We start from the raw sequence: 23,050 nt of genomic DNA on the forward strand, positions 1-23,050 counted from the left end.
TTTTAGCGAGGGGTTAATGGATATTGATCAGTTGGTCAGTGGCGAACATCTTGTCTGGAACCTGTTTATTGCGTTAATGCTTGGCGCGATTGTTGGCACTCAACGCGGTTGGGTGATGCGTAACAATCAAGAGGGCAGTCGTGTTGCGGGGATACGGACCTTTTCATTGGTGGGACTGCTCGGCGGTTTGATTGGTGCTGCGGCAGAGATCTATTCCCCTTACCTGATTGGCTTTGGCCTCATCGCTTTAGTGACTCTGGCCTGCATTGCGTTTGTCGTTCAACAACAAAAGAGTAAAGACATCAGTATTACTGGTGTGGTCAGCTTATTGATCACTTTTGTTAATGGCACCTTGGCGGTGTCAGGGCAAGTGGTGGTTGCGGCGGCAGCGGCGGTCATTACGGCTGTGGTGTTGGACAACAAGAGAGAGCTTCATCAAGCGTTGCAGCGTTTACAGGAGTACGAACTCGATGCAGCGCTGCGCCTGATGCTGATCTCTGTGGTGCTATTGCCGCTACTTCCCAACCAGACGTTTGGTCCGTGGAATGCGCTTAACCCATATGAGATCTGGTGGATGGTGGTGCTGATTGCCAGTATTTCGTTTGTCGGCTACTTCGCGATTAAGATTGGTGGTGCGAAACGCGGGATCCTTTTTACCTCGGTTTTTGCTGGCCTCAGTTCGTCTACCGCACTGACACTGCAGTTTTCTCAGCTTTCAAGAGAGCAAGAGGGGATTAGCCCACTGTTAGCGAGCGGAATTCTACTTAGCTGCGGTACCATGTTTCCCCGCCTTTTAATCGTACTATCGGTGATCAACCCGCAGCTAGTGAGCTTAATATGGCCGGTTATCGTGACTATGATGGTGGCCATCTATGTGCCAGCTTGGTGGATTTGGCGTGCGTGCCAGATAGAAAAAGTCGAGCAGAGTAATAAACAAACCAATCCACTTGCGCTGCAATCTGCGCTGTTTTTTGGTGTGGTGCTCGCGATAATCATGCTGTTATCCCACGCCTTGTCGGATTGGCTGGGGAGTACCGGTGTGTTGATCTTGGCAGCGCTATCAGGCATCACGGATGTCGATGCTATCTCACTTGCGCTAGGCCGACAGAGCACCCAAAGCCTTGCCGTATCCACAGCGGCACTGGGCATTATTCTCGCAGCGTCAGTGAATACCTTAGTAAAGATGGCAATGGTGGTGGCGATTGGTCATCGCAAGCTATGGATAAGGGTCGCCCCAGTGATGATCGCAAGTGTTATCACTGGAGCGGTGGCACTTGCGCTCACGCATTGAGGCCATGATACAAAAAAGCCCTCGCGAGGAGGGCTTTTGAAGTTATATATCGCGTTGAAAGGCGATTACTTTTGCTCTTGGTCAGCTTGGATTGCTGTTAGAGCAATGGTGTAGACGATATCGTCAACCAAGGCGCCACGAGACAAGTCGTTCACTGGCTTGCGCATACCTTGTAGCATTGGACCAATCGACACTAGGTCGGCACTACGCTGTACCGCTTTGTATGTCGTGTTACCAGTGTTTAGGTCTGGGAATACGAATACTGTCGCTTTACCCGCTACAGGAGAGTTTGGCGCTTTAGAAGCCGCTACGTTTTCCATGATGGCTGCGTCGTATTGCAGAGGACCATCGATGACTAGGTCTGGACGTTTCGCTTGAGCAAGCTTAGTCGCTTCACGTACTTTATCAACGTCTGCACCCTTACCTGATTCACCAGTCGAGTAAGAGATCATCGCTACGCGTGGTTCAATGCCAAAGGCTGCGGCAGAGTCTGCCGATTGAATCGCGATTTCTGCAAGCTGCTCAGCGGTTGGATCTGGGTTGATCGCACAGTCACCGTAGACCAGCACTTGATCAGGCAATAGCATGAAGAAGACTGACGAAACGATAGATGCATTTGGTGCGGTCTTGATGATTTGGAATGGCGGTACGATAGTGTTCGCCGTGGTATGAACCGCGCCTGAAACTAGGCCATCAACTTCATCATTCTCAAGCATCATAGTGCCAAGGAAAACAGAATCTTGCAGTTTCTCGCGAGCCACCACTTCCGTCATGCCCTTCGCACCGCGAAGCTCAACCAAACGAGCAACGTAGTTGTTGCGTACTGCATCAGCGTCGATGATTTGCACGCCAGCACCCAGTTCAACACCTTGCTGCGCTGCAACACGGCGAATTTCATCAGGATTACCTAAAAGCACACACTCAGCGATACCGCGCTCGGCACAGATAGCCGCGGCTTTAACCGTGCGAGGTTCATCACCTTCCGGTAGAACGATACGCTTACCGGCTTTACGTGCTAGCTCAGTTAACTGGTAACGGAATGCAGGTGGACTTAGGCGACGAGACTTCTGTGTGCCTTCAGTCATTGACTCAATCCAGTTGCCATCAATGTGGCCAGCGACGTGCTCATTGATAAACTCGATACGCTCTTTGTCATCGGCAGGCACTTCAATTGAGAAGCTTTGTAGATTCAAAGAGGTTTGCCAAGTGTTACCTTGAGCCTTAAAGATAGGCAGGCCGGTATCAAAGGCTGGTTTACATAGGCCGACAATCTCTTGTGGGATGTCGTATCCACCTGTAAGTAGCACAGCACCAATATCAACACCATTCATAGCAGCCAAAGCCGCAGCAACGATAACGTCTGGGCGGTCAGCCGAGGTGACCAATAGTGAGCCCGGTTTAAAGTGCTCGATCATGTTTGGTAGTGAGCGCGCACAGAAAGTAATGCTCTTAATACGACGCGTGTTGATGTCACCAGGGTTGATGATGTCTGCGTTAAGATGTTTCGCCATATCGATAGCACGAGTGGCGATAAGGTCGATGCTCCAAGGCACACAGCCCAAAACGCGAATAGGAGAAGTGTTGAAGATCTCCATCACTTTCATTTCGTTTTGCTTAGCGCTGTCTGCATCATCAAAGATTTCAGATAGGTCAGGGCGAGTACGACCTGCTTCATCAACCGGCGCGTTCAACTTGTTGATGATAACGCCAGAGATGTTTTTGTTCTTAGTGCCGCCGAAATTAGAGCAGGCGACTTCGATACGCTCTTTCAGCTGCGCTGGGTTATCTGTGCCTGGCGTGGCAACCAATACGATCTCTGCACCTAACGTCGCCGCGATCTCTGCATTCACTTGGTTTGCGAATGGATGCTTGCGAGTTGGAACCAAACCTTCGATAAGCGTAACGTCTGCATCTTTATTGATCTGGTTGTAACGTTCAACCACGGTTTCGAGCAGCTCATCCATGTTGTCGTTACCGATCAAGCTTTCAGCAACAGACATCGCCATAGGTTGACCGATTTTCATATCGCTGTTGTGACCAACGATGGTTGAGGTTAGGTCTGGTTGATCGCCGCCACTACGAGGTTGGCAGATAGGCTTGTAGAAAGAAACTTTAACGCCTTTGCGCTCCATAGCGCGAAGAACACCCATGCTAACACTAGTAAGACCAACACCAGCACTGGCAGGGATAAGCATAATAGTACGAGACATTCGTAGAGTACCTTTAGCTATTGGGATAAAAGCTTAGTTGAGCATCTTGGGGACGATATCTCAATTAAGCCCCTTGGTAAGAAAACCGGCTGACGTTGTGTCAGCCGGTTAAGTCAATTAAAGACCTGCTAGACGAGCAGTGTCTTCAGCGATAACTAGCTCTTCGTTAGTCGAGATAACCATAGCTGGAATGCGGCTGTTTGCTGTTGTGATAGTGCCTTCGCCGCCGAAACGTGCTTTTAGGTTCGCTTCGTTGTCGAGTTCGATACCGAAGATAGCAAGACGGTTAAGAACCATTTCACGGATAGGGCCAGAGTTCTCGCCGATACCGCCAGTGAAAGTGATTGCGTCTAGACGACCTTCCATAGAAGCTGTGTAACCTGCTACGTACTTAGCTAGACGGTGACAGAACACGTCCATTGCACGTGTAGCTTCTTCTTTCTCACCGTAGTTGTCTTCAACGAAACGGCAGTCAGACGTCACTTCTGTTAGACCCGCAAGACCAGACTCTTTCGTTAGCATGTTGTTGATTTGCTCAACTGAGTAACCTAGCGCGTCATGTAGGTGGAAGATGATTGCAGGGTCGATGTCGCCACAACGCGTACCCATCACTAGACCTTCAAGAGGAGTGAGACCCATAGAAGTATCAACAGACTTACCGTTCTTGATTGCACAAACTGAAGCGCCGTTACCTAGGTGACAGTTGATGATGTTGACTTCTTCAACTGGCTTGTTAAGTAGGCCTGCTACTTCACGAGTGATGAATAGGTGTGAAGTACCGTGCATGCCGTAGCGACGGATGCCATGCTCTTTATATAGCTTGTATGGCAACGCGTATAGGAACGACTCTTCAGGCATAGTTTGGTGGAACGCAGTGTCGAATACGGCAACGTTCTGCAGCTCAGGGAAGTTTTTCTTCGCTGCTTCGATACCGATGATGTGTGCTGGGTTGTGCAAAGGTGCGAATGTTGCAGCGTCTTGAATACCTTTTAGTACTTCGTCAGTAATAAGTGCTGACTGAGTAAACTGCTCGCCGCCGTGAACAATACGGTGGCCGATAGCGCCAAGGTTTGCTTTAAGCTCTGGCTTAGAAGCAAGGATAGTCTCAACCATAAACGCTAGGGCTTCTTCGTGCGCAGCACCTTCGCCTAGTTGAGCTTCGTGTTTACCATCAAGCTTCCATTTGATACGCGCTTCAGGAAGATGAAGACATTCAGCGAGACCCGATAAGTGCTCTGCACCTGTTTCTGCATCAACAACAGCAAATTTAAGAGAAGAACTACCGCAGTTTAAAACTAAAACTAGCTTAGACATGTGTGACTACCTGTAACAATCAGTTAGGATGAAAATTAACCACAAGAATAGACGATGCAGAAAAAGCTGCGCACTAATCTTGGTCAAAAAAACTTCGAATTCCGTATATAAAGACAGTGGTGATCCTGACCACCACCCATGCATCCGCTGCAGAAAGGTCTCTAGAGTTGCTTAAATTGTAAATAACGGCAACAATGAGATTGTGGGTCCGCAAAGGATAACGATAATAGGCGATAATAACAAAAAAATTTGAAAGAATATTAACTTTCATCAATTTTTTGTGCCAATAGTTGAAACTTTCAACTTATTTTTAATTCGGACCTATTGCTAAGTGAAGTGAGAGAGCCCTATGAGTAATAAAGTCGGTATCGTTCATAGTCTACGCGACGGACAAAAGTACATGGATACTTGGCCAATGCGCAAAGAGCTGAACATGTTGTTTCCCGAACAACGCATTATCAAAGCGACCCGCTTCGGCGTTAAGGTCATGCCTGCGATAGCTGCTATCAGCGTTCTTACTCAAATGGCGTTCAATAACTATCAGTCTATGCCTCAAGCGGTGATCATCGCTCTGTTCGCAATCAGTATGCCTATTCAAGGGATGTGGTGGCTCGGCAACCGTGCTAATACGCAACTGCCTCCTTCACTAGCAGGCTGGTATCGAGAAATTCACCAAAAAATAGTAGAAAGCGGTTTTGCACTCGAGCCAATGAAATCTCGACCACGTTATAAAGAGTTGGCTCAAATCCTCAATCGAGCGTTTCGCCAACTGGATAAAAGCGCTTTGGAGCGTTGGTTCTAAAAGCACAGTTTCGAGAACCTAGAGAATCGAGACTGGACTTCGTCCTGTGAGAATTAAGAACGGGCTGCGCCCTCCGAGAGGTGCACACGTTATAGCTGCTGAGTAGGTATCTGATACCGAGCTCTTTGTTAGGGACTTACGTCTGAAATACAGAAAAAGGTTGACGCTGTAATGTCAATTTTCCAAGGTTTTCTCGCAACTCGCAACTCGCAACTCGCAACTCGCAACTCGCAACTCGCATCTCATACACAAAACGCCCACCGAAGTGAGCGTTTTCTCATGATTATTTATTAAGACTCAATCTTAGTTGAACATCGCAATTGCTTCAGCAGGGTCGACGTACTCAATATCGAAGCTCTCTGCCACTTCTTGGCAGGTCACTTTACCGTGGATCACGTTCAGACCTTCTAGGAAGCCTTTGTCTTCAAGTAGCGCTTCACGGTAGCCTTTGTTCGCCAGTTTTACGATGTAAGGCAAGGTCGCGTTGTTCAGTGCGAAGGTAGAGGTACGTGCTACCGCACCTGGCATGTTCGCCACACAGTAGTGAACCACGTCATCAACGATGTAAGTTGGGTCCGCATGCGTTGTCGCGTGTGAAGTTTGGAAACAACCGCCTTGGTCAATAGCAACGTCGACCACGGCTGCACCAGGTTTCATCTTAGCGATGTGTTCTTTGGTCACCAGTTTAGGCGCAGCGGCACCTGGGATTAGCACAGCACCGATCACTAGGTCAGCTTCTAGAACATGCTTCTCAATCGCGTCTTCTGTAGAGTAAACCACTTTTGCACGACCTTGGAATTCTTCGTCTAGACGACGTAGGGTATCAACGTTGCGATCCAAGATAGTCACGTCTGCACGTAGGCCGACTGCCATGCGAGCTGCGTTGGCGCCGACAACACCACCGCCGATCACAACGACTTTCGCTGGTTCAACACCTGGTACACCACCAAGTAGAAGACCACGACCGCCGTGAGATTTCTCCAAAGTTTGTGCACCCGCTTGAATAGACATGCGACCTGCGACCTCAGACATTGGCGCAAGTAGTGGCAAGCGACCCATATTATCTGTTACAGTCTCATATGCTATACAGACAGCTTTGCTCTTGATTAGCTCTTCAGTTTGTGGAAAATCTGGTGCTAGGTGCAAATAAGTAAATAAAATTTGCCCTTCTCGAAGCATAGCGCGCTCGACAGCTTGAGGTTCTTTAACCTTTACAATCATTTCTGCTTTCGCGAAAACGTCAGCAGCAGTAGGAAGAATGGATGCGCCTACAGCGATGTAATCATCGTCTGAAAAACCGATGCCGGAACCGGCATTAGTTTCAACAAAAACTTGGTGACCTTGAGACACTAGCTCGCGAACGCTAGCTGGGATCATGCCGACACGGTATTCGTGGTTTTTGATTTCCTTAGGTACGCCAATAATCATCCTGAATCCTCATTTTATATTGGTTGTATAAACTATGTTAGTTGCATTAACTGTGTGTAGGGTAATTCTGTCGAATTAATATCTAGTATAGATAGGTTTAAATAAAATTTGATACTGAATATTAAAAAGTTGTAGTATATTTTTTTGCAAGGAAGTAATAAGGTGGAATAAAAAATGGCAGACAACAATAAAAAGCCGTCCAAGGATCTAGACCGTATCGACCGCAACATTCTTAATGAGTTGCAAAAAGATGGTCGTATTTCGAATGTAGAGTTATCGAAGCGCGTCGGGCTTTCTCCCACGCCGTGTTTGGAACGTGTCCGTCGATTAGAACGTCAGGGATATATCACGGGCTATACTGCGTTGCTAAACCCTCAATACCTAGACGCATCGCTGCTGGTATTTGTTGAAATTACGTTAAATCGTGGTGCGCCAGATGTATTTGAGCAGTTCAATACTGCGGTACAGAAACTGGATGACATCCAAGAATGTCATCTTGTTTCCGGTGACTTCGACTACTTATTGAAAACTCGTGTATCTGACATGAGCGCTTACCGCAAATTGCTAGGTGATACCCTGCTACGTCTTCCGGGCGTAAACGACACTCGCACCTACGTGGTAATGGAAGAAGTGAAGCAAACGAATCAGTTGGTGATCAAAACCCGTTAACGATGCAGCAGCATTGGCGATAAGTCTGAATAGCTTTCCATATTCTGACGTTAAGCAATTGGGTTTTTGCCCTTGATATGGTTAAATCGATAGTCCGAGCAGCATGGCTGCTCGGACTATTTTTTTCTTGTTTTTTATGCTGTTTGGTATTAATTCCAAACTCGGACAGTTTGGCGTCATTTAAAGATACAGTTGGTTATGTTCAAAGAGACCAAAAATAAAGTGGAAACCATCATTAAAACCGGGGAAGACGCGCAGACTGTTCGTCTTACTGGCCCGCAGCGCCTTCAAGAGTGTAGCTTGATTGTGGTTGTGCTTGCGTCAATCCTGCTTGCGGTGGCGTTGTTTAGCTTTAGCGCGGCTGACCCTTCATGGTCGCAGACCTCGTGGGGCGGAGAGATTAACAATGCCGGTGGTATCGTGGGCGCTTGGCTTGCCGACACCCTGTTTTTTACTTTTGGCTCGCTAGCCTATGTGCTGCCTTTTGTGATCAGCGTGACTGCCTGGGCACTATTACGTAAACGTGATGCGGACGATCCGCTTGATTTGATGTTGTGGGGCACCCGTTTGCTGGGGTTAACCATCCTTATTTTGACCAGTTGTGGCCTAGCGGACATCAACTTTGACGATATTTGGTATTTCTCATCAGGTGGTGTGATTGGTGATGTACTAACCAGTCTGGCGTTACCTACGCTCAATCTGCTTGGCACCACGTTAGTTTTCCTGTTTCTGTGGGGCGCAGGATTTACCTTATTAACGGGTATATCTTGGCTAACCATCGTTGACTGGTTGGGCGAGAAAACCATCGCTTTCGTCACAGCAGCGGTCAACAAACTCTGCGGTCGTGACAATGAAGTGATCCAAGCTGAGCTAAATCATCAACAAGAGTTCGACCCATCGCAGCACCAACCATCCGAGCCAGAGCAGCCTATTACTGAGCAGGTGGCGCTAGCGCCAGACACAGAGCCTGATTCGCCGCGTCGTTTCAATATCCATATGCCAGAGGCAGCGGTTGCTGCGAGTAAGGTTGATACAAGCGCGCACAGTGAGCCCCAGCTTTCTTCACAAGTGGACGTCGAGGCTGAGTGCCCACAAAATTTGAATGCCACTATTGAAGAGTTAGAGCAAGCGGCGCTTAGCCAAGGCGATATGGCGTCATTCGAAGCAGAGACACCGCAGTCCGTTCAACAATCTGAAACGGCCTCCCAATTGGACGTTGAGCCTGAGCCAGAATCGTTACCTTGGCAGCAAGATACGGTGGAAGAGAGCATTCTCCAACCAACCATCAGTGAACAAGAGCTCGATCAGATTTCTACTGAAATTGAACCTGATCAGGAGAGTCAGCAGCCGACTATCTCTTCGTTTGACGTTGCTGAGGATGTTGAAGATGACGAAACACCTCTCAGTCATCCAGAACAGGATCAAGATGCAGCGGCGTTACATAGCCTTGTTGAAGAAGCGCAAGCGAAAGTCGCGGCGCAGCAAAACCCATTCTTGGTACAGCAAGAACCGAACTTACCTAAGCCGGCTGAGCCAATGCCGACCCTAGAGCTGTTGTATCATCCAGAGAAGCGCGAGAACTTCATTGATCGCGACGCACTAGAACACATCGCACGCCTAGTCGAAGCCAAGCTGGCGGACTACAAAATTCAAGCCACCGTGGTTGATATTTTTCCAGGCCCGGTCATTACCAGATTTGAATTAGACCTGGCTCCTGGGGTAAAAGTCAGCCGTATCTCGAGCCTGTCGATGGACTTAGCACGCTCACTATCAGCCATGGCGGTGCGTGTTGTTGAAGTCATCCCGGGTAAACCTTACGTGGGCCTTGAATTGCCGAATATGAGTCGTCAAACCGTTTTCTTCTCTGATGTAGTGGGCAGTCAACAATTTATCGAGGCCAAATCACCGACTACGGTAGTGCTGGGCCAAGATATAGCGGGTGAAGCGGTCGTGGCGGATCTCTCTAAAATGCCTCATGTTTTGGTGGCAGGTACCACTGGCTCGGGTAAGTCGGTTGGGGTCAATGTGATGATTCTGAGTATGCTGTATAAGGCGACACCTGAAGACGTCCGATTTATCATGATCGATCCGAAAATGCTGGAATTGTCGGTGTACGAGGGGATTCCTCATCTGCTTTCTGAAGTGGTCACAGATATGAAAGATGCATCCAATGCACTACGTTGGTGTGTTGGCGAGATGGAGCGTCGCTACAAGCTGATGTCTGCACTCGGCGTGCGCAATATCAAAGGCTTCAACGATAAGCTTAAAATGGCCGCTGAGGCCGGACACCCGATTCATGATCCGTTATGGCAACCTGGCGATAGCATGGACGAACAAGCGCCACTGCTTGAGAAGCTCCCTTACATTGTCGTCATCGTTGATGAATTCGCTGACCTGATGATGGTCGTGGGTAAAAAGGTTGAAGAGTTAATTGCCCGTTTGGCACAGAAGGCCCGTGCGGCGGGTATTCACCTGATTTTGGCCACTCAGCGTCCATCAGTAGATGTGATCACTGGCTTGATTAAAGCTAACATCCCAACTCGCGTGGCGTTTACTGTTTCGACCAAAACCGACTCACGCACCATTCTTGATCAAGGTGGCGCAGAATCACTGCTGGGCATGGGTGACATGCTGTACTTGCCACCAGGCTCAAGTCATACGGTCCGTGTACATGGTGCCTTTGCCTCAGATGATGATGTTCATGCGGTGGTGAATAACTGGAAAGCGCGCGGTAAGCCAAACTATATCGAAGAAATCACCAACGGTGACCAAGGCCCAGAAGCGCTACTGCCTGGTGAAAAGTCAGAGGCCGACGAGGAGATGGACCCACTGTTTGACCAAGTGGTAGAGCACGTTGTGCAATCGCGCCGCGGGTCGGTGTCTGGTGTGCAACGTCGTTTTAAGATCGGTTATAACCGTGCGGCGCGTATTGTTGAGCAATTGGAAGCTCAGGGCATTGTCAGTGCGCCAGGTCACAACGGCAACCGAGAGGTGTTAGCGCCTGCGCCCGGGCGAGAGATGAACTAGTGCTAAAGAACGGGCTTCGCCGTTTGAGAGCGGACTTCGTCCTGCGAGGGGCTAGAGTGCTTCGCTCCGAGATCGGGCTTCGCCCTTCGAGAGGGCGCGTTATAGCTAATGAGTAAGTCTCTGGCACTGAATTTTTTGTTAGGGAGTTATGTCTAAAAGACAGAAAAAAAGGTTGACGCCTTCACGTCAACCTTCCAAGATTTTCTCGCTTCTCGCTTCTCGCTTCTCGCTTCTCGCTTCTCGCTTCTCGCTTCTCGCTTCTCGCTTCTCGCTTCTCGCTTCTCGCTTCTCGCTTCTCGCTTCTCGCTTCTCGCTTCTCGCTTCTCGCTTCTCGCTTCTATTTTCTACCTTTGACAAATTGCGCGACAACAATCACCGCCAGTGCCGCTAGGTTACCGGCAAAAATGACGACCAGCCACTGTGGCATCGACAGAGTCAAGAACTGCCAAACGATCTTGCTACAGTCACCGTAGGCTTCGAACATCCAAGGCGCCCATTGGTTCAAAGGGGCCCAATCAGGGAAGGTGACAAATAGGTCGCACGTGGCAAAGGGGGATGGATTAAATTGATAGTCGACGTGCTGCATCGATAGCGCAAGCCCTTTATAGGCACTGGCACCCCAGAGCCCCAAACCTAACCAGCGAATGATTGGGTTGTGTGGCGCAATAAGGCCGACAATTGCTGCGCCGCCGATTCCCAGCATCGCTACGCGCTCATAAATACACATCACACAAGGTGATAGCATCATCACGTGTTGAAAGAAGAGCGCACACGCTTCAAAGAAGACCACGAATAAAAGCAGCAACGCCCAGGATAGACGCCCCTTGGAAAAAGTATTGAGAGTGGCAAGAATGTTCACACTGATATCCTGTAGTAATAAAAAAGCTCTGACTAATCAGAGCTTTTTAGCGTGGAAAAGTTTCTTGAGCAACAAAAACTTTCGACTTGTTTCAATTAATGGCCGCTAGACAGAACTGGCGTCGCTTCACCAATGTGGTGTGAAATCCAGCCAGCGTCGTAGAACCAAGCGGTCATCGGCTCGACGAAAAATACGATGCCGAACATACCGACCAGGGCCAATACGACCGTGTACGGTAGTGCCATTACCACCATACGACCGTACGAGAGTCTAATCAGTGGTGCCAATGCTGAAGTGAGCAAGAACAGGAAGGCGGCTTGACCGTTTGGAGTGGCAACTGATGGTAAGTTGGTACCGGTGTTGATCGCCACTGCCAGTAGGTCGAACTGGTCGCGTGTGATCTGTCCTTCGATAAGGGCCGCTTTGACTTCGTTAATGTATACAGTACCGACAAACACGTTATCTGACACCATCGACAGCAGACCGTTGGCGACATAGAACAGGGCCAACTGAGTGCCTTTGTCTTCGACGTTGAGTACCAAGTCGATGACCGGTTTAAATAGTTCTTGGTCGATGATCACGGCGACGATAGAGAAGAACACTGCGAGTAGGGCAGTAAAGGGCAGCGCTTCTTCAAACGCTTTGCCTAATGAGTGCTCTTCGATGATGCCGGTAAATGAGGTAGCTAGAATAATCACAGACAGACCAATCAGACCAACGGCTGCTAGGTGTAGCGCCAGACCAATGATCAGCCATACCGCGATAATGCCTTGAACCCAAAGTTTGGCCACGTCTTGATTAGTGCGGTTCTTACGTTCTTCATTGTCAAAGTCGATTAGGATTTGGCGTACGTTATCTGGTAGGCGAGCGCCGTAGCCAAATACCTTCAGTTTCTCAACTAGGACACAGGTCAAAAGGCCAAAAACAAACACCGGCGCGGTGACTGGCAACATGCGCACGATAAACTCACCGAATTCCCAGCCCGCTTGATCAGCGATGATAAGGTTTTGTGGTTCACCGACCATGGTCATTACGCCACCTAGAGCCGTACCCACACCCGCATGCATCAGCAGTGAGCGTAGAAACGCACGATAGTTCTCTAAGTCGTCACGGGTAAGTTCAGAAAGGTGGTCATCTTGCGTATGGTCATGAGCAGAGTGCGGTCCTTGACCCGATGCCACCTTGTGGTAAATCGCGTAAAAGCCAATCGCGACGCTGATCACCACGGCGATAACCGTTAGTGCATCTAAGAATGCAGAAAGGAACGCAGCTGCGAAACAGAACGCAAGCGAAAGCATACTTTTTGAACGAATACCGAGCAGGATCTTAGTGAAGATAAACAGCAACAGCTGTTTCATAAAGTAGATGCCTGCCACCATGAACACCAGTAGCAGCAGCACTTCGATGTTGGCCACTAGTTCGTGTTTAACTTGGTCTGCGCTGGTCATGCCAATCGCAATGGCTTGTATCGCTAATAGGCCGCCCGGTTGCAGTGGGTAACACTTCAGTGCCATCGCCAGAGTAAAAATGAACTCAGCGACCAGCAACCAACCAGCGACGAACGGGTCAATCAGAAAGAAAACAATCGGGTTAATAACAAGAAATGAAATGATGGCAACTTTGTACCAATCTGGGGCTTTACCAAGAAAGTTCTTAATAAATGCATTTCCGAGTGACATCGGCATGATTTAGATACTCTTAATGTTGTTATGAATAGACACTGCGCATGCTTGTATCCATTGTCGGGCGTTGAGAGACAAATAGAAAAACGAGAAACGTTTCTGCGTCGAAAATGAACCCGATGCAACAGTGACTTAGAAAAACAACATTCTGTTCACAATCATGTGGTCTTGCCAAGTCACTCCCTGAGAAAGACAAGCACTCCTTACTTCGGTCGCCACTCTACTCTCCAACGAAATTTAGTCAATTAGAAAATTGGATTAGCGATTCTGAACGCTAACTTTTGTTTAAAAACGCGATCAAAGTTGCGTTAAGCGAGACTAAGAGTTGTTAAAAGCGGGTGTTAGTGCAAGCAAAGCCGTGAAACTAGTGAATAAGAAAGAATATGTGATAGTTCTGAATGGAAATGAGTAGGTATTTTGCATTTTTTCAATCTAACATTTCAAGCATGATAGTAATCTTCATGGGGGCTAAGCGATGTTTTTAACTTGTTAAAATGAGAAATAGATAGATCTAAGCATCGAATATCAAGCTAATAAATCTGCATAGACTTAGAGTATTAACTCTATTGTGGTTTTACGCCACGTTTACTGCGTGATGGTTTTCGATATCGAATAACTAGTGGTATGATGAGTTGCATTGGACCCATAAAGATAAGTTTGGATTAAATATAAATGGTCATCAAGGCAAAGAGCCCTGCAGGATTCGCTGAGAAATACATTATTGAAAGTATTTGGAAAGGGCGCTTCCCTCCTGGTTCTATCTTACCAGCAGAACGTGAGCTCTCTGAATTAATTGGCGTAACTCGCACTACCTTGCGTGAAGTGTTGCAACGACTCGCTCGAGATGGTTGGTTGACGATCCAACATGGAAAACCCACCCGAGTCAACCAGTTCATGGAGACGTCAGGTCTGCACATTCTTGATACGTTAATGACGTTAGACGCAGAAAACGCCACCTCTATCGTTGAAGATCTACTGGCAGCACGTACCAACATCAGTCCTATCTTTATGCGCTATGCGTTCAAAGCGAATAAAGAAGCAGCGGAGAAAACCATCACTAACGTGATTTCGTCGTGTGAAGCGCTCATCAGTGCTGACTCGTGGGACCAGTTTATGGAAACCTCCCCTTACGCTGATAAGATTCGTCAGCATGTTAAGGATGATGGTGAAAAAGATGAGATCAAGCGACAAGCCGCGCTGGTGGCTAAGACGTTCAATTTCTATGATTACATGTTGTTTCAGCGCCTAGCTTTCCACTCTGGGAATCAGATTTACGGTTTGATCTTTAATGGTTTGAAAAAGCTTTACGATCGCGTCGGCAGTTACTACTTTTCTAACCCAGAAGCACGCCAGTTGGCGTTGACTTTCTATCGAGACCTATTGGAAGTGTGTCAAACGGGTAACCGAGAGCAAATTTTGGTTGTGGTACGTCACTATGGTATCGAAAGCGCGCAAATCTGGAATCAGATGAAGACGACGCTACCAACCAACTTCACCGAAGATGATAGCTAACATAAAAAACCGCCGGATGGCGGTTTTTTATTGGCTGTGATATCTCGACTAGCAATCGGCACACTCTTCTTCACTGCCACCTGCTTCTGTAAACCACTGGCTAAGATGGCGCTTAAGGTCTTTAAGCTCGTCTGGACCAATCAAGGCTAAACCGAGGTCTTCTGCACGGGTAATGTCGTTGTGGCGCAGTGGACGGAAACTGACCAGCATCGCGCGAGCTTGCAGACCGCCCAACAGATCGCGCAGCGACTCAAGTTTATAAAGAGTGTCGTCACCATCGTCGCGCATGCCTTTGGTTTTGCATTCGATGATGTGCAGCTTATTGTTGACCACCGACGCAACATCCAATTCATTTCGAACTTCGCGATCACCAAGTTGACGATACACTTGAACATTGAGTGAACGATCCTGAATGGTTGGCATGTCTTGTTGTATCTGCCGGACCGTGCTGTGTACTAGCGTTTCTAGCCATTCGCCATTTGAGAAGCGACGGGCATCTTCATTGGCAAAGGTGAGCACGCCATCATGATAGGTCGCGATGTCTGTTTCGACCAAATCGTTTAATAGCATGTTCAGCTCTCGGTAACCTTGCTGCTTCTCGGATAGTGCCACATCAAGACGTTGCTCTTTACGGCAAGTGGTTGCAAGGTAGTTCAGTGTGGCCAGTCCTGGCCCGAGCTCTAATGCATTGCTCGCCCAGCGCTCACCCAGCTCGTACAGTTTTTGATCGAGTAGTGGAGGTAGTTGGTGGTCACTGAATTCGCCGCGAGCACCAAAGATGGTGAGATATTCGTCTATGGTGATTCGGTCTTGAACCTGAGTGTCTTCATGACCATCAGGGTAGAGCCAACAAAGACGGTCGCTGCTTGGCTCTACGACAAAAATCGGCCAGTGATAACTGCGGAAAATTTCGTACACAGAGAGTAAACGATGACGCAGACCACAGCTGGCGTTGAGTTTAACTTCTTGACCACGGGTTTTAAGATCTTCCGCTAGCCGATAAATTGCCTGCTTAATCTTGGATGTAGTGGCAACGTTTGGAATTTCGAAAAATTCGGAGGTGATGTTTCTTTTCGCTAATACGCTGTTAAGGCGCTGATACATATCTTGTTGAGCTTGGACGCCGACAAAAACAATGTGGTTGCTGATCGTGCGGTTATCAAGCAGTGGCGTCACCAAGCGAATAGGATCTTGGTCGATAATGCCAACATGAACTGCCATATAAATTCCTCATGGTTGGCTTGCGAAAAGGTTACAGAAAAGTCGGCAAGCCTATTAACCATATAATGACACAGGGAATAAAAAACAAGGGCGACTATAGAAAATAGTCGCCCTTGGTCAATAAATGACAATCCTTTGACTTATCAAAGCTTAAATCGATGCACCAGCTCACCTTGCTGATTCGCCAGCGAAGAGAGATTATTGCTGGTTTGGGCAATCTGAGCCATCGCTTGATAGCTGCTATCGGCGATAAGGTTAATCTCTTCGATGTTGCGAGCAATATCACCAGTGGTTTCACTCTGCTCAGCAGCGGCTTGGGAGATGTGGCCACTCATCTGACTGATTTCTAGAATCAAACCTTGGATCTCTTCCATCGCACTGTTGGCACTCGACGCTTGCTCAACAGAGAGTTCCATGTCATCCATACAACTTTGAATCACCTTATTCGCTGATGCAGAGCTTGATTGCAAGTTGCTGATCATGCTTTCAATTTCACTGGTCGATTCAGTGGTTCGTTGAGCAAGAACTCGCACTTCATCTGCCACTACGGCAAAGCCTCGACCTTGCTCTCCGGCACGAGCCGCTTCGATAGCCGCATTGAGTGCCAATAGATTGGTTTGTTCGGCGATATTTCGAATCACATCGAGAATAGTACCAATTTGGCTGCTCATCGCTTGCAAGTCTTTCACCGCGTCCACTGATTCGTTGAGACGCGTCTCTAACTGGTTAATGGTGGTGATGTTAGTGCCCATGATTTGACGACCAGACTCTGAAGCCTGCTCAACTCGTTCAACCATCTGTTGCGAGTTTTGCGCACTTTGAGCGACTTCTTGCACTGAATGCGCCATCTCTGTCATTGCTGTGGCGACGTTAGCGGTTTGCTCACGTTGCTGACTGAGCTGACTCTGTGCTTGCGAAGATGTTTGTTGGTTAGTTGCGGCTGTTTGTGTCAAGTTGTCTGACGCATCGTTGAGCTTGACCAGAATACCGTGCAGATTGTCGGCCAACGAATTAATGTGATTGCTCACGCGGCTAAACTCGTTGTTGTAGCGAATCTCAATTCGCTTGGTCATATCGCCTTGGGTCAATGACTCAAGCGTACTTAGGATACGAGTTAGCGGCTCGCGCACACTGTGTGCAATGTGGTAGCCAATCGCTAGGGCCATCAAAATAACCACAGCGCCTATTGCAATAGAACGGACAACGCCTTGCTCGTACACAGTACCAGCTTCATTGAGCGAATCTGCTAGTCCTTGCTCTGCATATTGACTGAATGATTTTAGCAGCGCCATCGTCGCGTCAACTTGCTGAGTTAGGTTAGCAATGTTTTCATACAGGGCGTCTTTCGCCAGCAAGTAGGCGCTATGTTGGTCAAGTACGCCGCCTTTTTGGCCAATATCACGAGTAAACTGTTGGACAGATTCGTCAAACGCGTTTTTGATTTCAGGCATTTGTGTACTTAGGCCACGGTAGGCGTAGTTGAGGTGAGTCACGGCCTTTTTGTTTTTGGCAACCGCTTGAGTAACAAATTCTGTATCACTGCTCGCAAGTGCATCTGATGTGGTGACTTCAGCGTCTTTGAGTTTAATAAAATAGCTTTTCGCCATCACCTTGACGGAAATACTACTCTGATCATCAACATACTCTTTCATGCCGACACTGAGGTCTGAATGCAGGCGTTGAAACTGACGCGTTGATTTTTGAACTTGTGCTTGCGCTTCAAACATATCGCGGTAGTTACCCATAGCTTGCTCTGCTTCAGCAAAGTAGCTGGTTTCCATCAGCTTGAGTTCTGCAATCGACTGCTCTAATTCTGGTTGCCCAGCACTAACTTGTTCTAGTGCGAGCAGTTGGCTGCGATACGCTTCTTTGGTTTTCCCAAACTCAGCGGCTAGCTGTTCCATACGCTCAAAGCTCTGTGTGGTCAGAAAGTCTTTAAACAATTTGTCAGCAGACAGTAGCGCAACGCTGGTTTGATTAGATTGATTGACAAGTGGCAGTGAGGTGTTGGATACATCCTCGAAGTTGGTGTGGATCTGTTGCATTCCTCGCATCATCATCAGTGTCGTGACGATGAACATAATGATGATCAATGCAAAGCCCGCGTACATACGCCTAATCACTGAGCCCTTCATAGATCTCTCCCTATAATTATAATGTCTAAAAAAAGTAACAAAAAGAAAACCATTGTATTGATATCGAGACACACGTTTTATGACGCACAAGACAATTTTTATTATTGATAGAACGCTCTTTTGTGTTTCAGTGACATGAACACTGTTTTTTATTGTGATCTTGCGAAGCTTGACGCATACTCGAAACGTCAAATTTCCCTCTTATTCATTCTTAATGGAGAGCTTCATGGCCGAAGAAACCATTTTCAGCAAAATTATTCGCAAGGAAATCCCCGCAGATGTCGTCTATCAAGATGACTTGGTGACTGCTTTTCGCGACATTAATCCTCGTGCGCCGAGCCATATTTTGATTATTCCGAATAAGTTGATTCCCACAGTCAACGATATTGAAGAGGAAGACGAGGTTGTGATGGGTCGTATGTTTGTAGTTGCGCGTAAGTTGGCGAAGGAAGAAGGGATTGCTGAAGACGGCTATCGTTTGATTGTTAATTGTAATCCTCATGGTGGTCAGGAAGTGTACCACATTCATATGCATTTGGTTGGAGGGCGCCCATTAGGCCCAATGCTGATGAGCTGACAAATGGCTGTGAACCAAGTTCACCACGGATTGTCTTACAACCACTTTATGTAGAGCATGGCGTCAGTTGGCCATGCTTTTTGACCATCAACTTGGAGTACGAAGTGCACAAACACATTCGACTCGCTCTGGCTTTAGGGAGCACACTCGTCCTCTCTGCTTGCGCAAATTTATCCGCCGGCAATCTCTTTAGCCACTACAGTGAGCAGAACAGTGAAATGCATCTTGCATTAACCAGTGGCGATTACTCTGCAGCCGAGCAGGCGTTAAATGAAAGTGTTGCTGGTGAGGTTTTAGATAACTTTGAGAGAGGTCGTGTTTACCTGCTCAATCAGCAGTATCCTCTCAGTCAACAGGCGTTTGCTGCCAGTGATAGTGCTGTTCGCGTTCAGCAAGACCTCGCCACGATTTCCTTTTCTGAGAGCGCACAAAGCGTGTCGGCTTTGGCGGTTAACGACAATCTCAAATCATACCAACCGGCGGACTATGAGCTCGGCTTTCTTCACTTGTATCTCGGATTAAACTACGTTTACAACAACGACCTAGAGGCGGCATTAGTCGAGATGCGTCGCGCCAACCAAGTCCAAGAAAATGCGCGTAAAGAGCGAGAAAAAGAGCTTCAAGCGGCGCAGAGCCAAATGCAGCAACAAGGTTTGACGCCTAATTTAGGCAGCGTACTGTCCAACTATCCTGATGCAGGCAAGACGCTGCAAGCAGTGCAAAACGGTTACTTGCTTTATCTTTCTGCGCTGTTGTACGAAGCCGATGGTGACTTAAATAGCGCCTATGTTGATTACCGCCGCGCGCTCGCCGTGTTGCCGGATAATGCTCAAGTTATTGATGGCACCAAAAGAGTGGCCAAACGACTGGCGATGAAAGAAGACCTCAGTAAACTAGAAAAGCGCTATGGGAAAGCCGGTTATTTAAGTCAAGATCGCAGTCGAGTGATCATTATCGACGAGCAGGGCGTTGTTGAGGCGCTGCAAGGCTGGAAGCAAGCTTTACCTTTGTATGACAGTCGCGGCAATGGTGCATTGTACACTATGGCCCTGCCTTACTATCCCAAGCGGCAGACGGCGAAATTTGCTGCATTGGAATTAAATGGTGCGCCGCTGGTTGGAAGTGAGTTGGTCGATATCAACTTAATGGCCCAGCGAGATTTGTCTGAACGCATGCCTTCGTTGGTGATTCGTCAAGCATTGCGAGTGTGGGCAAAAGATCAGTTGCGACGTCAAGCGGCAAAAGAGGATGATGTCGGTAATTTGCTGTTTAACGTGTGGAACACCCTGACAGAGCAGCCCGATACACGTAGTTGGTTGTCATTACCCGCAGAGGTCTACAGTGCCAGTCTAGAAACTGAGCCCGGAGAGCAGACACTGCAAGTCGCTGACCAAACTTATACATTTAACGTTGAGCAGGGGCATACCGTGTTGGTTTGGCTCTCTCGACAGGGTAATAGCTCGATCATTTGGCATAAACAGTTAGGAAACATACGATGAAAAAATGGCTAGTTTCAGCAGTTGTGGCATTAACCCTGCTAGGTTGTACTCAGAACACCGCAGGCTTGCGTATTGATGGTGCCTCTCAAACTGTGATTTTTGGTGACAACGTGTTGGCTGGGCGCTTAACGATAGCCGATATCACGACCAGTGAAGCGGATGGACGAGCGCGTGGTGTCGTTCGTTTAGTCAGTAATTACTCGGGTGACCAATACGTTCAATATCGTTTTTACTGGTATGACGAACAGGGCTTAGAGGTTAACACCAAGCAGGGACCATGGCGTCAGGCGGTGATTCGAGGAACGGAAGAGATTTCCATTTCTGAAGTGTCGGTTAACCCGAATGGTAGCCAGTTCCGAGTGCAGATTCGTCAATTGGATCAATAATTAATAGTAACTAGTTTGAGGAAACAACAATGAATAAAGGTGTGATTGCACTGCTGAGTTTGGCGGTACTTTTGGGCGGCTGTTCAAATCAAGTCAGCTATGGTGATGCTCAAGCGGTAGAAACGACCACCATTGATTTTGGTTCGACTGACCTACAAAAAATTGCCGGTGAGATGGTCGACAGCATGATGATGTCAGGGTCAGTTGCCGTGATTACTCGTGACTCGCGGCCTATTGTTTTTGTTGAACGTATCAAAAATAAAACCAGTGAACATATCGATACGGAATCTATCACTGATACAATTAGCACTAAGATGTTGAATTCTGGAAAGTTCCGCTTTGTTGACATGGACAGAGTTGAGTCGGTACGCGATCAACTGAACTTCCAAAACAACGATGAGTTAGTTAATCAAAGCACAGCGATTCAGTTCGGCAAAATGGTTGGCGCTCAATATATGCTGTACGGCAATCTGTCGAGCATCGCTAAAAACGCTGGCAGTGACAAAGACGTTTACTACAAAATGACCATGCGTTTGATGGATCTAGAAACAGGCTTGATCGAGTGGGCGGACGAGACAGAAATCCGCAAGCAAGAGTCGAAAAGTTTTCTAGGCATGTAAACTCATAACAAGGAAGAGGTGCACGATGGCAAGAATGTCTTGGGATGAAGCTACACAGCTTGACCGTTCGTTATTGTCACTTGAGCATTTCTTCTCTGCGACGCCTTCTTATGCGCAAACGCTGACCGGTGGGTTGACCAACCGATGCTGGAAAGTGGTTACGGCAGAAGGCGTGGCCTATGTTTGGCGACCAAACACACCAATTACCAAAGCGTTTTCAATCTCGCGCTTCCAAGAGTACCAAATTTTAGCGGCGATTGAGCCCAGCCATATCGCGCCCAAAGCCCGCTTGATTAACGACCAGGGTCTGCTGGTGGATTGGGTTGAAGGGCAATCCTTGACCAATGAACTCTCGTTTGATTCCCTGCTCAAAGCCATGATCAAAATTCACTCATTGGACACCAGCCGCGTCCCCGTTGCTCCGTTTAATTATACCGCTCGAGTTGATCACTACTGGATGCAGCTCAATCCACAACATCAATGTGAACCTTACCTGTCTATCTATCAACGTTGGCGCAGCGCACCTAGCTTAGCCGATGTGGGCCATACCTTATGTCACTTCGACTTGGCGGGATACAACATGGTCAAGACCGAGAGCGGCAATAAGGTTATTGATTGGGAGTATGCCGCTATTGCCGATCCAAGATTGGATTTGACTTTAAGCATCGATGTGATGGAACAAAAGCCTCTGGAAGCGGTGTATCGATATTGTCAGTTGCGTGAAATCGAAGGGGTTGATGATTGGGTGGAAGGCGTCATGGCTTGGAAGCCTCGGGCAACTATGATGGCGATGCTTTGGTATCTATTGGCTTATCAGCTTTGGGGGGATGAGCAATACTTAGTCCAAGCCCGTCAGCTAGAGCAAACATTTTGCAGTTAAGATCACTGTTTCGGCGCTAACGCCGAGATATATCAAACCACTGGCTTTTAAACCTTAGTTTTCGTGGTAGATTTAAAGCACAAGGAGCGGGGGATTTATAATGATTATTTATTTGCATGGTTTTGATTCAACCAGCCCAGGGAACCACGAGAAAGTGCTGCAATTGCAGTTCATCGACGATGACGTACGTTTCATCAACTACAGTACCTTGCATCCTAAGCACGATATGCAGCATCTGTTGAAAGAAGTACACAAGGTGATTGAACAATCAGGTGACAAACAGGCACTGATCTGTGGTGTGGGGTTAGGCGGATACTGGTCAGAGCGTATCGGCTTTCTATGCGGCATCAAACAGGTGATATTCAATCCCAATCTACACCCTGAATTGACGATGCAAGGTCGAATTGATCGGCCTGAAGAGTATGAAGACATTGCGACTAAGTGTGTGTCGGAGTTCAGAACAAAAAATAAAGGGCGCTGTTTAGTGGTATTGTCTAGAGAGGATGAGATCCATGACAATCACAAAACCGCAGCAGAGCTTGAAGACTACTACGATATCATTTGGGATGAGACTCAAACCCATAAATTCAAAAAGATATCGCAACATCTGCAAACGATGAAAGCGTTCAAAAACAGCTAAGTCGATACTCAATGACAACCGAAAAGCGACATTTTACCAAATGTCGTTTTTTTTGTTGTTAGTGATTCCAACCATTAAATAGTTCAGTGATAAACGTAATCTTTGGTTGCGTACGCTGGTTTGACCTATATAATGTCTTCACTACAAATTTTTTGATAAATATCAAAAAAAATTGAGAGCAAGAAAAACTTGCCCATACAGTTTACTAACACAAATGTTAGTTTTGAGTGACTCACTCTTTTATCCAAGACGCGTATCGATCATCGAATCTCTAGGCTGACACCTGGCACGGAAACGC

The 23,050-nt window shown here is 47.6% G+C and carries 19 protein-coding genes; 11 read left to right on the forward strand and 8 right to left on the reverse strand.

The window, feature by feature from the left end:
• The first annotated feature begins 16 nt into the window (after nucleotides 1–16).
• Entirely contained in the window at nucleotides 17–1,291 is a 1,275-nt protein-coding gene (locus tag MTO69_RS04955) for an MgtC/SapB family protein (protein ID WP_248331659.1), read from the forward strand.
• A gap of 65 nt (nucleotides 1,292–1,356) precedes the next feature.
• Here the strand turns inward: MTO69_RS04955 and pta are convergent, their stop codons facing one another.
• Both pta and MTO69_RS04965 read right to left on the reverse strand, forming a co-directional pair.
• Nucleotides 1,357–3,501 (reverse strand): phosphate acetyltransferase, encoded by a 2,145-nt coding sequence (gene pta / locus MTO69_RS04960; protein WP_248331661.1) that lies wholly within the window; start codon nucleotides 3,499–3,501, stop codon nucleotides 1,357–1,359.
• Nucleotides 3,502–3,618: 117 nt separating this feature from the next.
• Nucleotides 3,619–4,815 carry an acetate kinase gene (locus MTO69_RS04965; protein WP_248331663.1) on the reverse strand — a complete coding sequence of 399 codons (1,197 nt, stop codon included), beginning with the start codon at nucleotides 4,813–4,815 and terminating at the stop codon, nucleotides 3,619–3,621.
• Between the two features lie 349 nt (nucleotides 4,816–5,164).
• Here MTO69_RS04965 and yfbV point away from each other — a divergent pair, with 349 nt between their 5' ends.
• Nucleotides 5,165–5,617 (forward strand): terminus macrodomain insulation protein YfbV, encoded by a 453-nt coding sequence (gene yfbV / locus MTO69_RS04970; RefSeq protein WP_248331665.1) that lies wholly within the window; start codon nucleotides 5,165–5,167, stop codon nucleotides 5,615–5,617.
• Between the two features lie 303 nt (nucleotides 5,618–5,920).
• Here the strand turns inward: yfbV and ald are convergent, their stop codons facing one another.
• A complete protein-coding gene (gene ald, locus MTO69_RS04975) occupies nucleotides 5,921–7,045 on the reverse strand; it encodes an alanine dehydrogenase (RefSeq protein ID WP_248331667.1) in 1,125 nt (374 codons plus the stop codon).
• A 174-nt stretch (nucleotides 7,046–7,219) separates the two neighbouring features.
• Here ald and lrp point away from each other — a divergent pair, with 174 nt between their 5' ends.
• Nucleotides 7,220–7,714, forward strand: coding sequence for a leucine-responsive transcriptional regulator Lrp (gene lrp / locus MTO69_RS04980; RefSeq protein WP_004414493.1), 495 nt, complete (start codon nucleotides 7,220–7,222; stop codon nucleotides 7,712–7,714).
• Between the two features lie 198 nt (nucleotides 7,715–7,912).
• A complete protein-coding gene (locus tag MTO69_RS04985) occupies nucleotides 7,913–10,741 on the forward strand; it encodes a DNA translocase FtsK (RefSeq protein WP_248331669.1) in 2,829 nt (942 codons plus the stop codon).
• 186 nt (nucleotides 10,742–10,927) lie between these two features.
• On the opposite strand, the gene MTO69_RS04990 is transcribed toward MTO69_RS04985, so the two are convergent.
• From MTO69_RS04990 to nhaB, 3 genes are all read right to left on the reverse strand, one after another.
• On the reverse strand, nucleotides 10,928–11,098 hold the full coding sequence (locus MTO69_RS04990; protein ID WP_248331671.1) for a hypothetical protein: 171 nt from the start codon (nucleotides 11,096–11,098) through the stop codon (nucleotides 10,928–10,930).
• A complete protein-coding gene (gene dsbB, locus MTO69_RS04995) occupies nucleotides 11,079–11,600 on the reverse strand; it encodes a disulfide bond formation protein DsbB (RefSeq protein ID WP_248331672.1) in 522 nt (173 codons plus the stop codon). Before dsbB ends, MTO69_RS04990 begins: the two co-directional genes overlap by 20 nt.
• A gap of 95 nt (nucleotides 11,601–11,695) precedes the next feature.
• Nucleotides 11,696–13,285, reverse strand: a complete 1,590-nt coding sequence (gene nhaB / locus MTO69_RS05000; protein WP_248331675.1) for a Na(+)/H(+) antiporter NhaB — start codon at nucleotides 13,283–13,285, stop codon at nucleotides 11,696–11,698.
• Between the two features lie 669 nt (nucleotides 13,286–13,954).
• Here nhaB and fadR point away from each other — a divergent pair.
• Nucleotides 13,955–14,794 (forward strand): fatty acid metabolism transcriptional regulator FadR, encoded by an 840-nt coding sequence (fadR, locus tag MTO69_RS05005; RefSeq protein ID WP_248331677.1) that lies wholly within the window; start codon nucleotides 13,955–13,957, stop codon nucleotides 14,792–14,794.
• Nucleotides 14,795–14,842: 48 nt separating this feature from the next.
• On the opposite strand, the gene MTO69_RS05010 is transcribed toward fadR, so the two are convergent.
• Both MTO69_RS05010 and MTO69_RS05015 read right to left on the reverse strand, forming a co-directional pair.
• On the reverse strand, nucleotides 14,843–16,015 hold the full coding sequence (locus MTO69_RS05010; protein WP_248331679.1) for a DUF1887 family protein: 1,173 nt from the start codon (nucleotides 16,013–16,015) through the stop codon (nucleotides 14,843–14,845).
• A 143-nt stretch (nucleotides 16,016–16,158) separates the two neighbouring features.
• Entirely contained in the window at nucleotides 16,159–18,150 is a 1,992-nt protein-coding gene (locus MTO69_RS05015; RefSeq protein WP_248331681.1) for a methyl-accepting chemotaxis protein, read from the reverse strand.
• 226 nt (nucleotides 18,151–18,376) lie between these two features.
• On the opposite strand from MTO69_RS05015, the gene hinT reads away from it, so the two are divergent.
• From hinT to ycfP, 6 genes are all read left to right on the forward strand, one after another.
• Nucleotides 18,377–18,727, forward strand: coding sequence for a purine nucleoside phosphoramidase (gene hinT / locus MTO69_RS05020; RefSeq protein ID WP_248331683.1), 351 nt, complete (start codon nucleotides 18,377–18,379; stop codon nucleotides 18,725–18,727).
• A 104-nt stretch (nucleotides 18,728–18,831) separates the two neighbouring features.
• Nucleotides 18,832–20,226, forward strand: a complete 1,395-nt coding sequence (locus tag MTO69_RS05025) for a COG3014 family protein (protein ID WP_248331685.1) — start codon at nucleotides 18,832–18,834, stop codon at nucleotides 20,224–20,226.
• Nucleotides 20,223–20,612 carry a YcfL family protein gene (locus tag MTO69_RS05030; RefSeq protein WP_248331687.1) on the forward strand — a complete coding sequence of 130 codons (390 nt, stop codon included), beginning with the start codon at nucleotides 20,223–20,225 and terminating at the stop codon, nucleotides 20,610–20,612. The genes MTO69_RS05025 and MTO69_RS05030 overlap by 4 nt, the downstream gene beginning before the upstream one ends.
• A 29-nt stretch (nucleotides 20,613–20,641) precedes the next feature.
• Nucleotides 20,642–21,232 carry a penicillin-binding protein activator LpoB gene (lpoB, locus tag MTO69_RS05035; RefSeq protein ID WP_248331689.1) on the forward strand — a complete coding sequence of 197 codons (591 nt, stop codon included), beginning with the start codon at nucleotides 20,642–20,644 and terminating at the stop codon, nucleotides 21,230–21,232.
• Nucleotides 21,233–21,257: 25 nt separating this feature from the next.
• A complete protein-coding gene (locus MTO69_RS05040) occupies nucleotides 21,258–22,112 on the forward strand; it encodes a phosphotransferase (RefSeq protein ID WP_248331691.1) in 855 nt (284 codons plus the stop codon).
• 100 nt (nucleotides 22,113–22,212) lie between these two features.
• Entirely contained in the window at nucleotides 22,213–22,752 is a 540-nt protein-coding gene (gene ycfP, locus MTO69_RS05045; RefSeq protein ID WP_248331693.1) for an alpha/beta hydrolase YcfP, read from the forward strand.
• Nucleotides 22,753–23,050 lie beyond the last annotated feature (298 nt).

Source organism: Vibrio sinaloensis (assembly GCF_023195835.1).
GTDB lineage: Bacteria > Pseudomonadota > Gammaproteobacteria > Enterobacterales > Vibrionaceae > Vibrio > Vibrio sinaloensis_C.

Bases quoted from the DNA above. Each gene is read 5' to 3' on its own strand.
- fadR (WP_248331677.1), top strand. From the start codon at position 13,955: ATGGTCATCAAGGCAAAGAGCCCTGCAGGATTCGCTGAGAAATACATT.
- lpoB (WP_248331689.1), top strand. From the start codon at position 20,642: ATGAATAAAGGTGTGATTGCACTGCTGAGTTTGGCGGTACTTTTGGGC.
- lrp (WP_004414493.1), top strand. From the start codon at position 7,220: ATGGCAGACAACAATAAAAAGCCGTCCAAGGATCTAGACCGTATCGAC.
- pta (WP_248331661.1), bottom strand. From the start codon at position 3,501: ATGTCTCGTACTATTATGCTTATCCCTGCCAGTGCTGGTGTTGGTCTT.
- hinT (WP_248331683.1), top strand. From the start codon at position 18,377: ATGGCCGAAGAAACCATTTTCAGCAAAATTATTCGCAAGGAAATCCCC.
- yfbV (WP_248331665.1), top strand. From the start codon at position 5,165: ATGAGTAATAAAGTCGGTATCGTTCATAGTCTACGCGACGGACAAAAG.
- MTO69_RS05040 (WP_248331691.1), top strand. From the start codon at position 21,258: ATGGCAAGAATGTCTTGGGATGAAGCTACACAGCTTGACCGTTCGTTA.
- MTO69_RS05015 (WP_248331681.1), bottom strand. From the start codon at position 18,150: ATGAAGGGCTCAGTGATTAGGCGTATGTACGCGGGCTTTGCATTGATC.
- MTO69_RS04985 (WP_248331669.1), top strand. From the start codon at position 7,913: ATGTTCAAAGAGACCAAAAATAAAGTGGAAACCATCATTAAAACCGGG.
- MTO69_RS05010 (WP_248331679.1), bottom strand. From the start codon at position 16,015: ATGGCAGTTCATGTTGGCATTATCGACCAAGATCCTATTCGCTTGGTG.
- MTO69_RS05030 (WP_248331687.1), top strand. From the start codon at position 20,223: ATGAAAAAATGGCTAGTTTCAGCAGTTGTGGCATTAACCCTGCTAGGT.
- MTO69_RS04955 (WP_248331659.1), top strand. From the start codon at position 17: ATGGATATTGATCAGTTGGTCAGTGGCGAACATCTTGTCTGGAACCTG.
- MTO69_RS04965 (WP_248331663.1), bottom strand. From the start codon at position 4,815: ATGTCTAAGCTAGTTTTAGTTTTAAACTGCGGTAGTTCTTCTCTTAAA.
- ald (WP_248331667.1), bottom strand. From the start codon at position 7,045: ATGATTATTGGCGTACCTAAGGAAATCAAAAACCACGAATACCGTGTC.
- nhaB (WP_248331675.1), bottom strand. From the start codon at position 13,285: ATGCCGATGTCACTCGGAAATGCATTTATTAAGAACTTTCTTGGTAAA.
- ycfP (WP_248331693.1), top strand. From the start codon at position 22,213: ATGATTATTTATTTGCATGGTTTTGATTCAACCAGCCCAGGGAACCAC.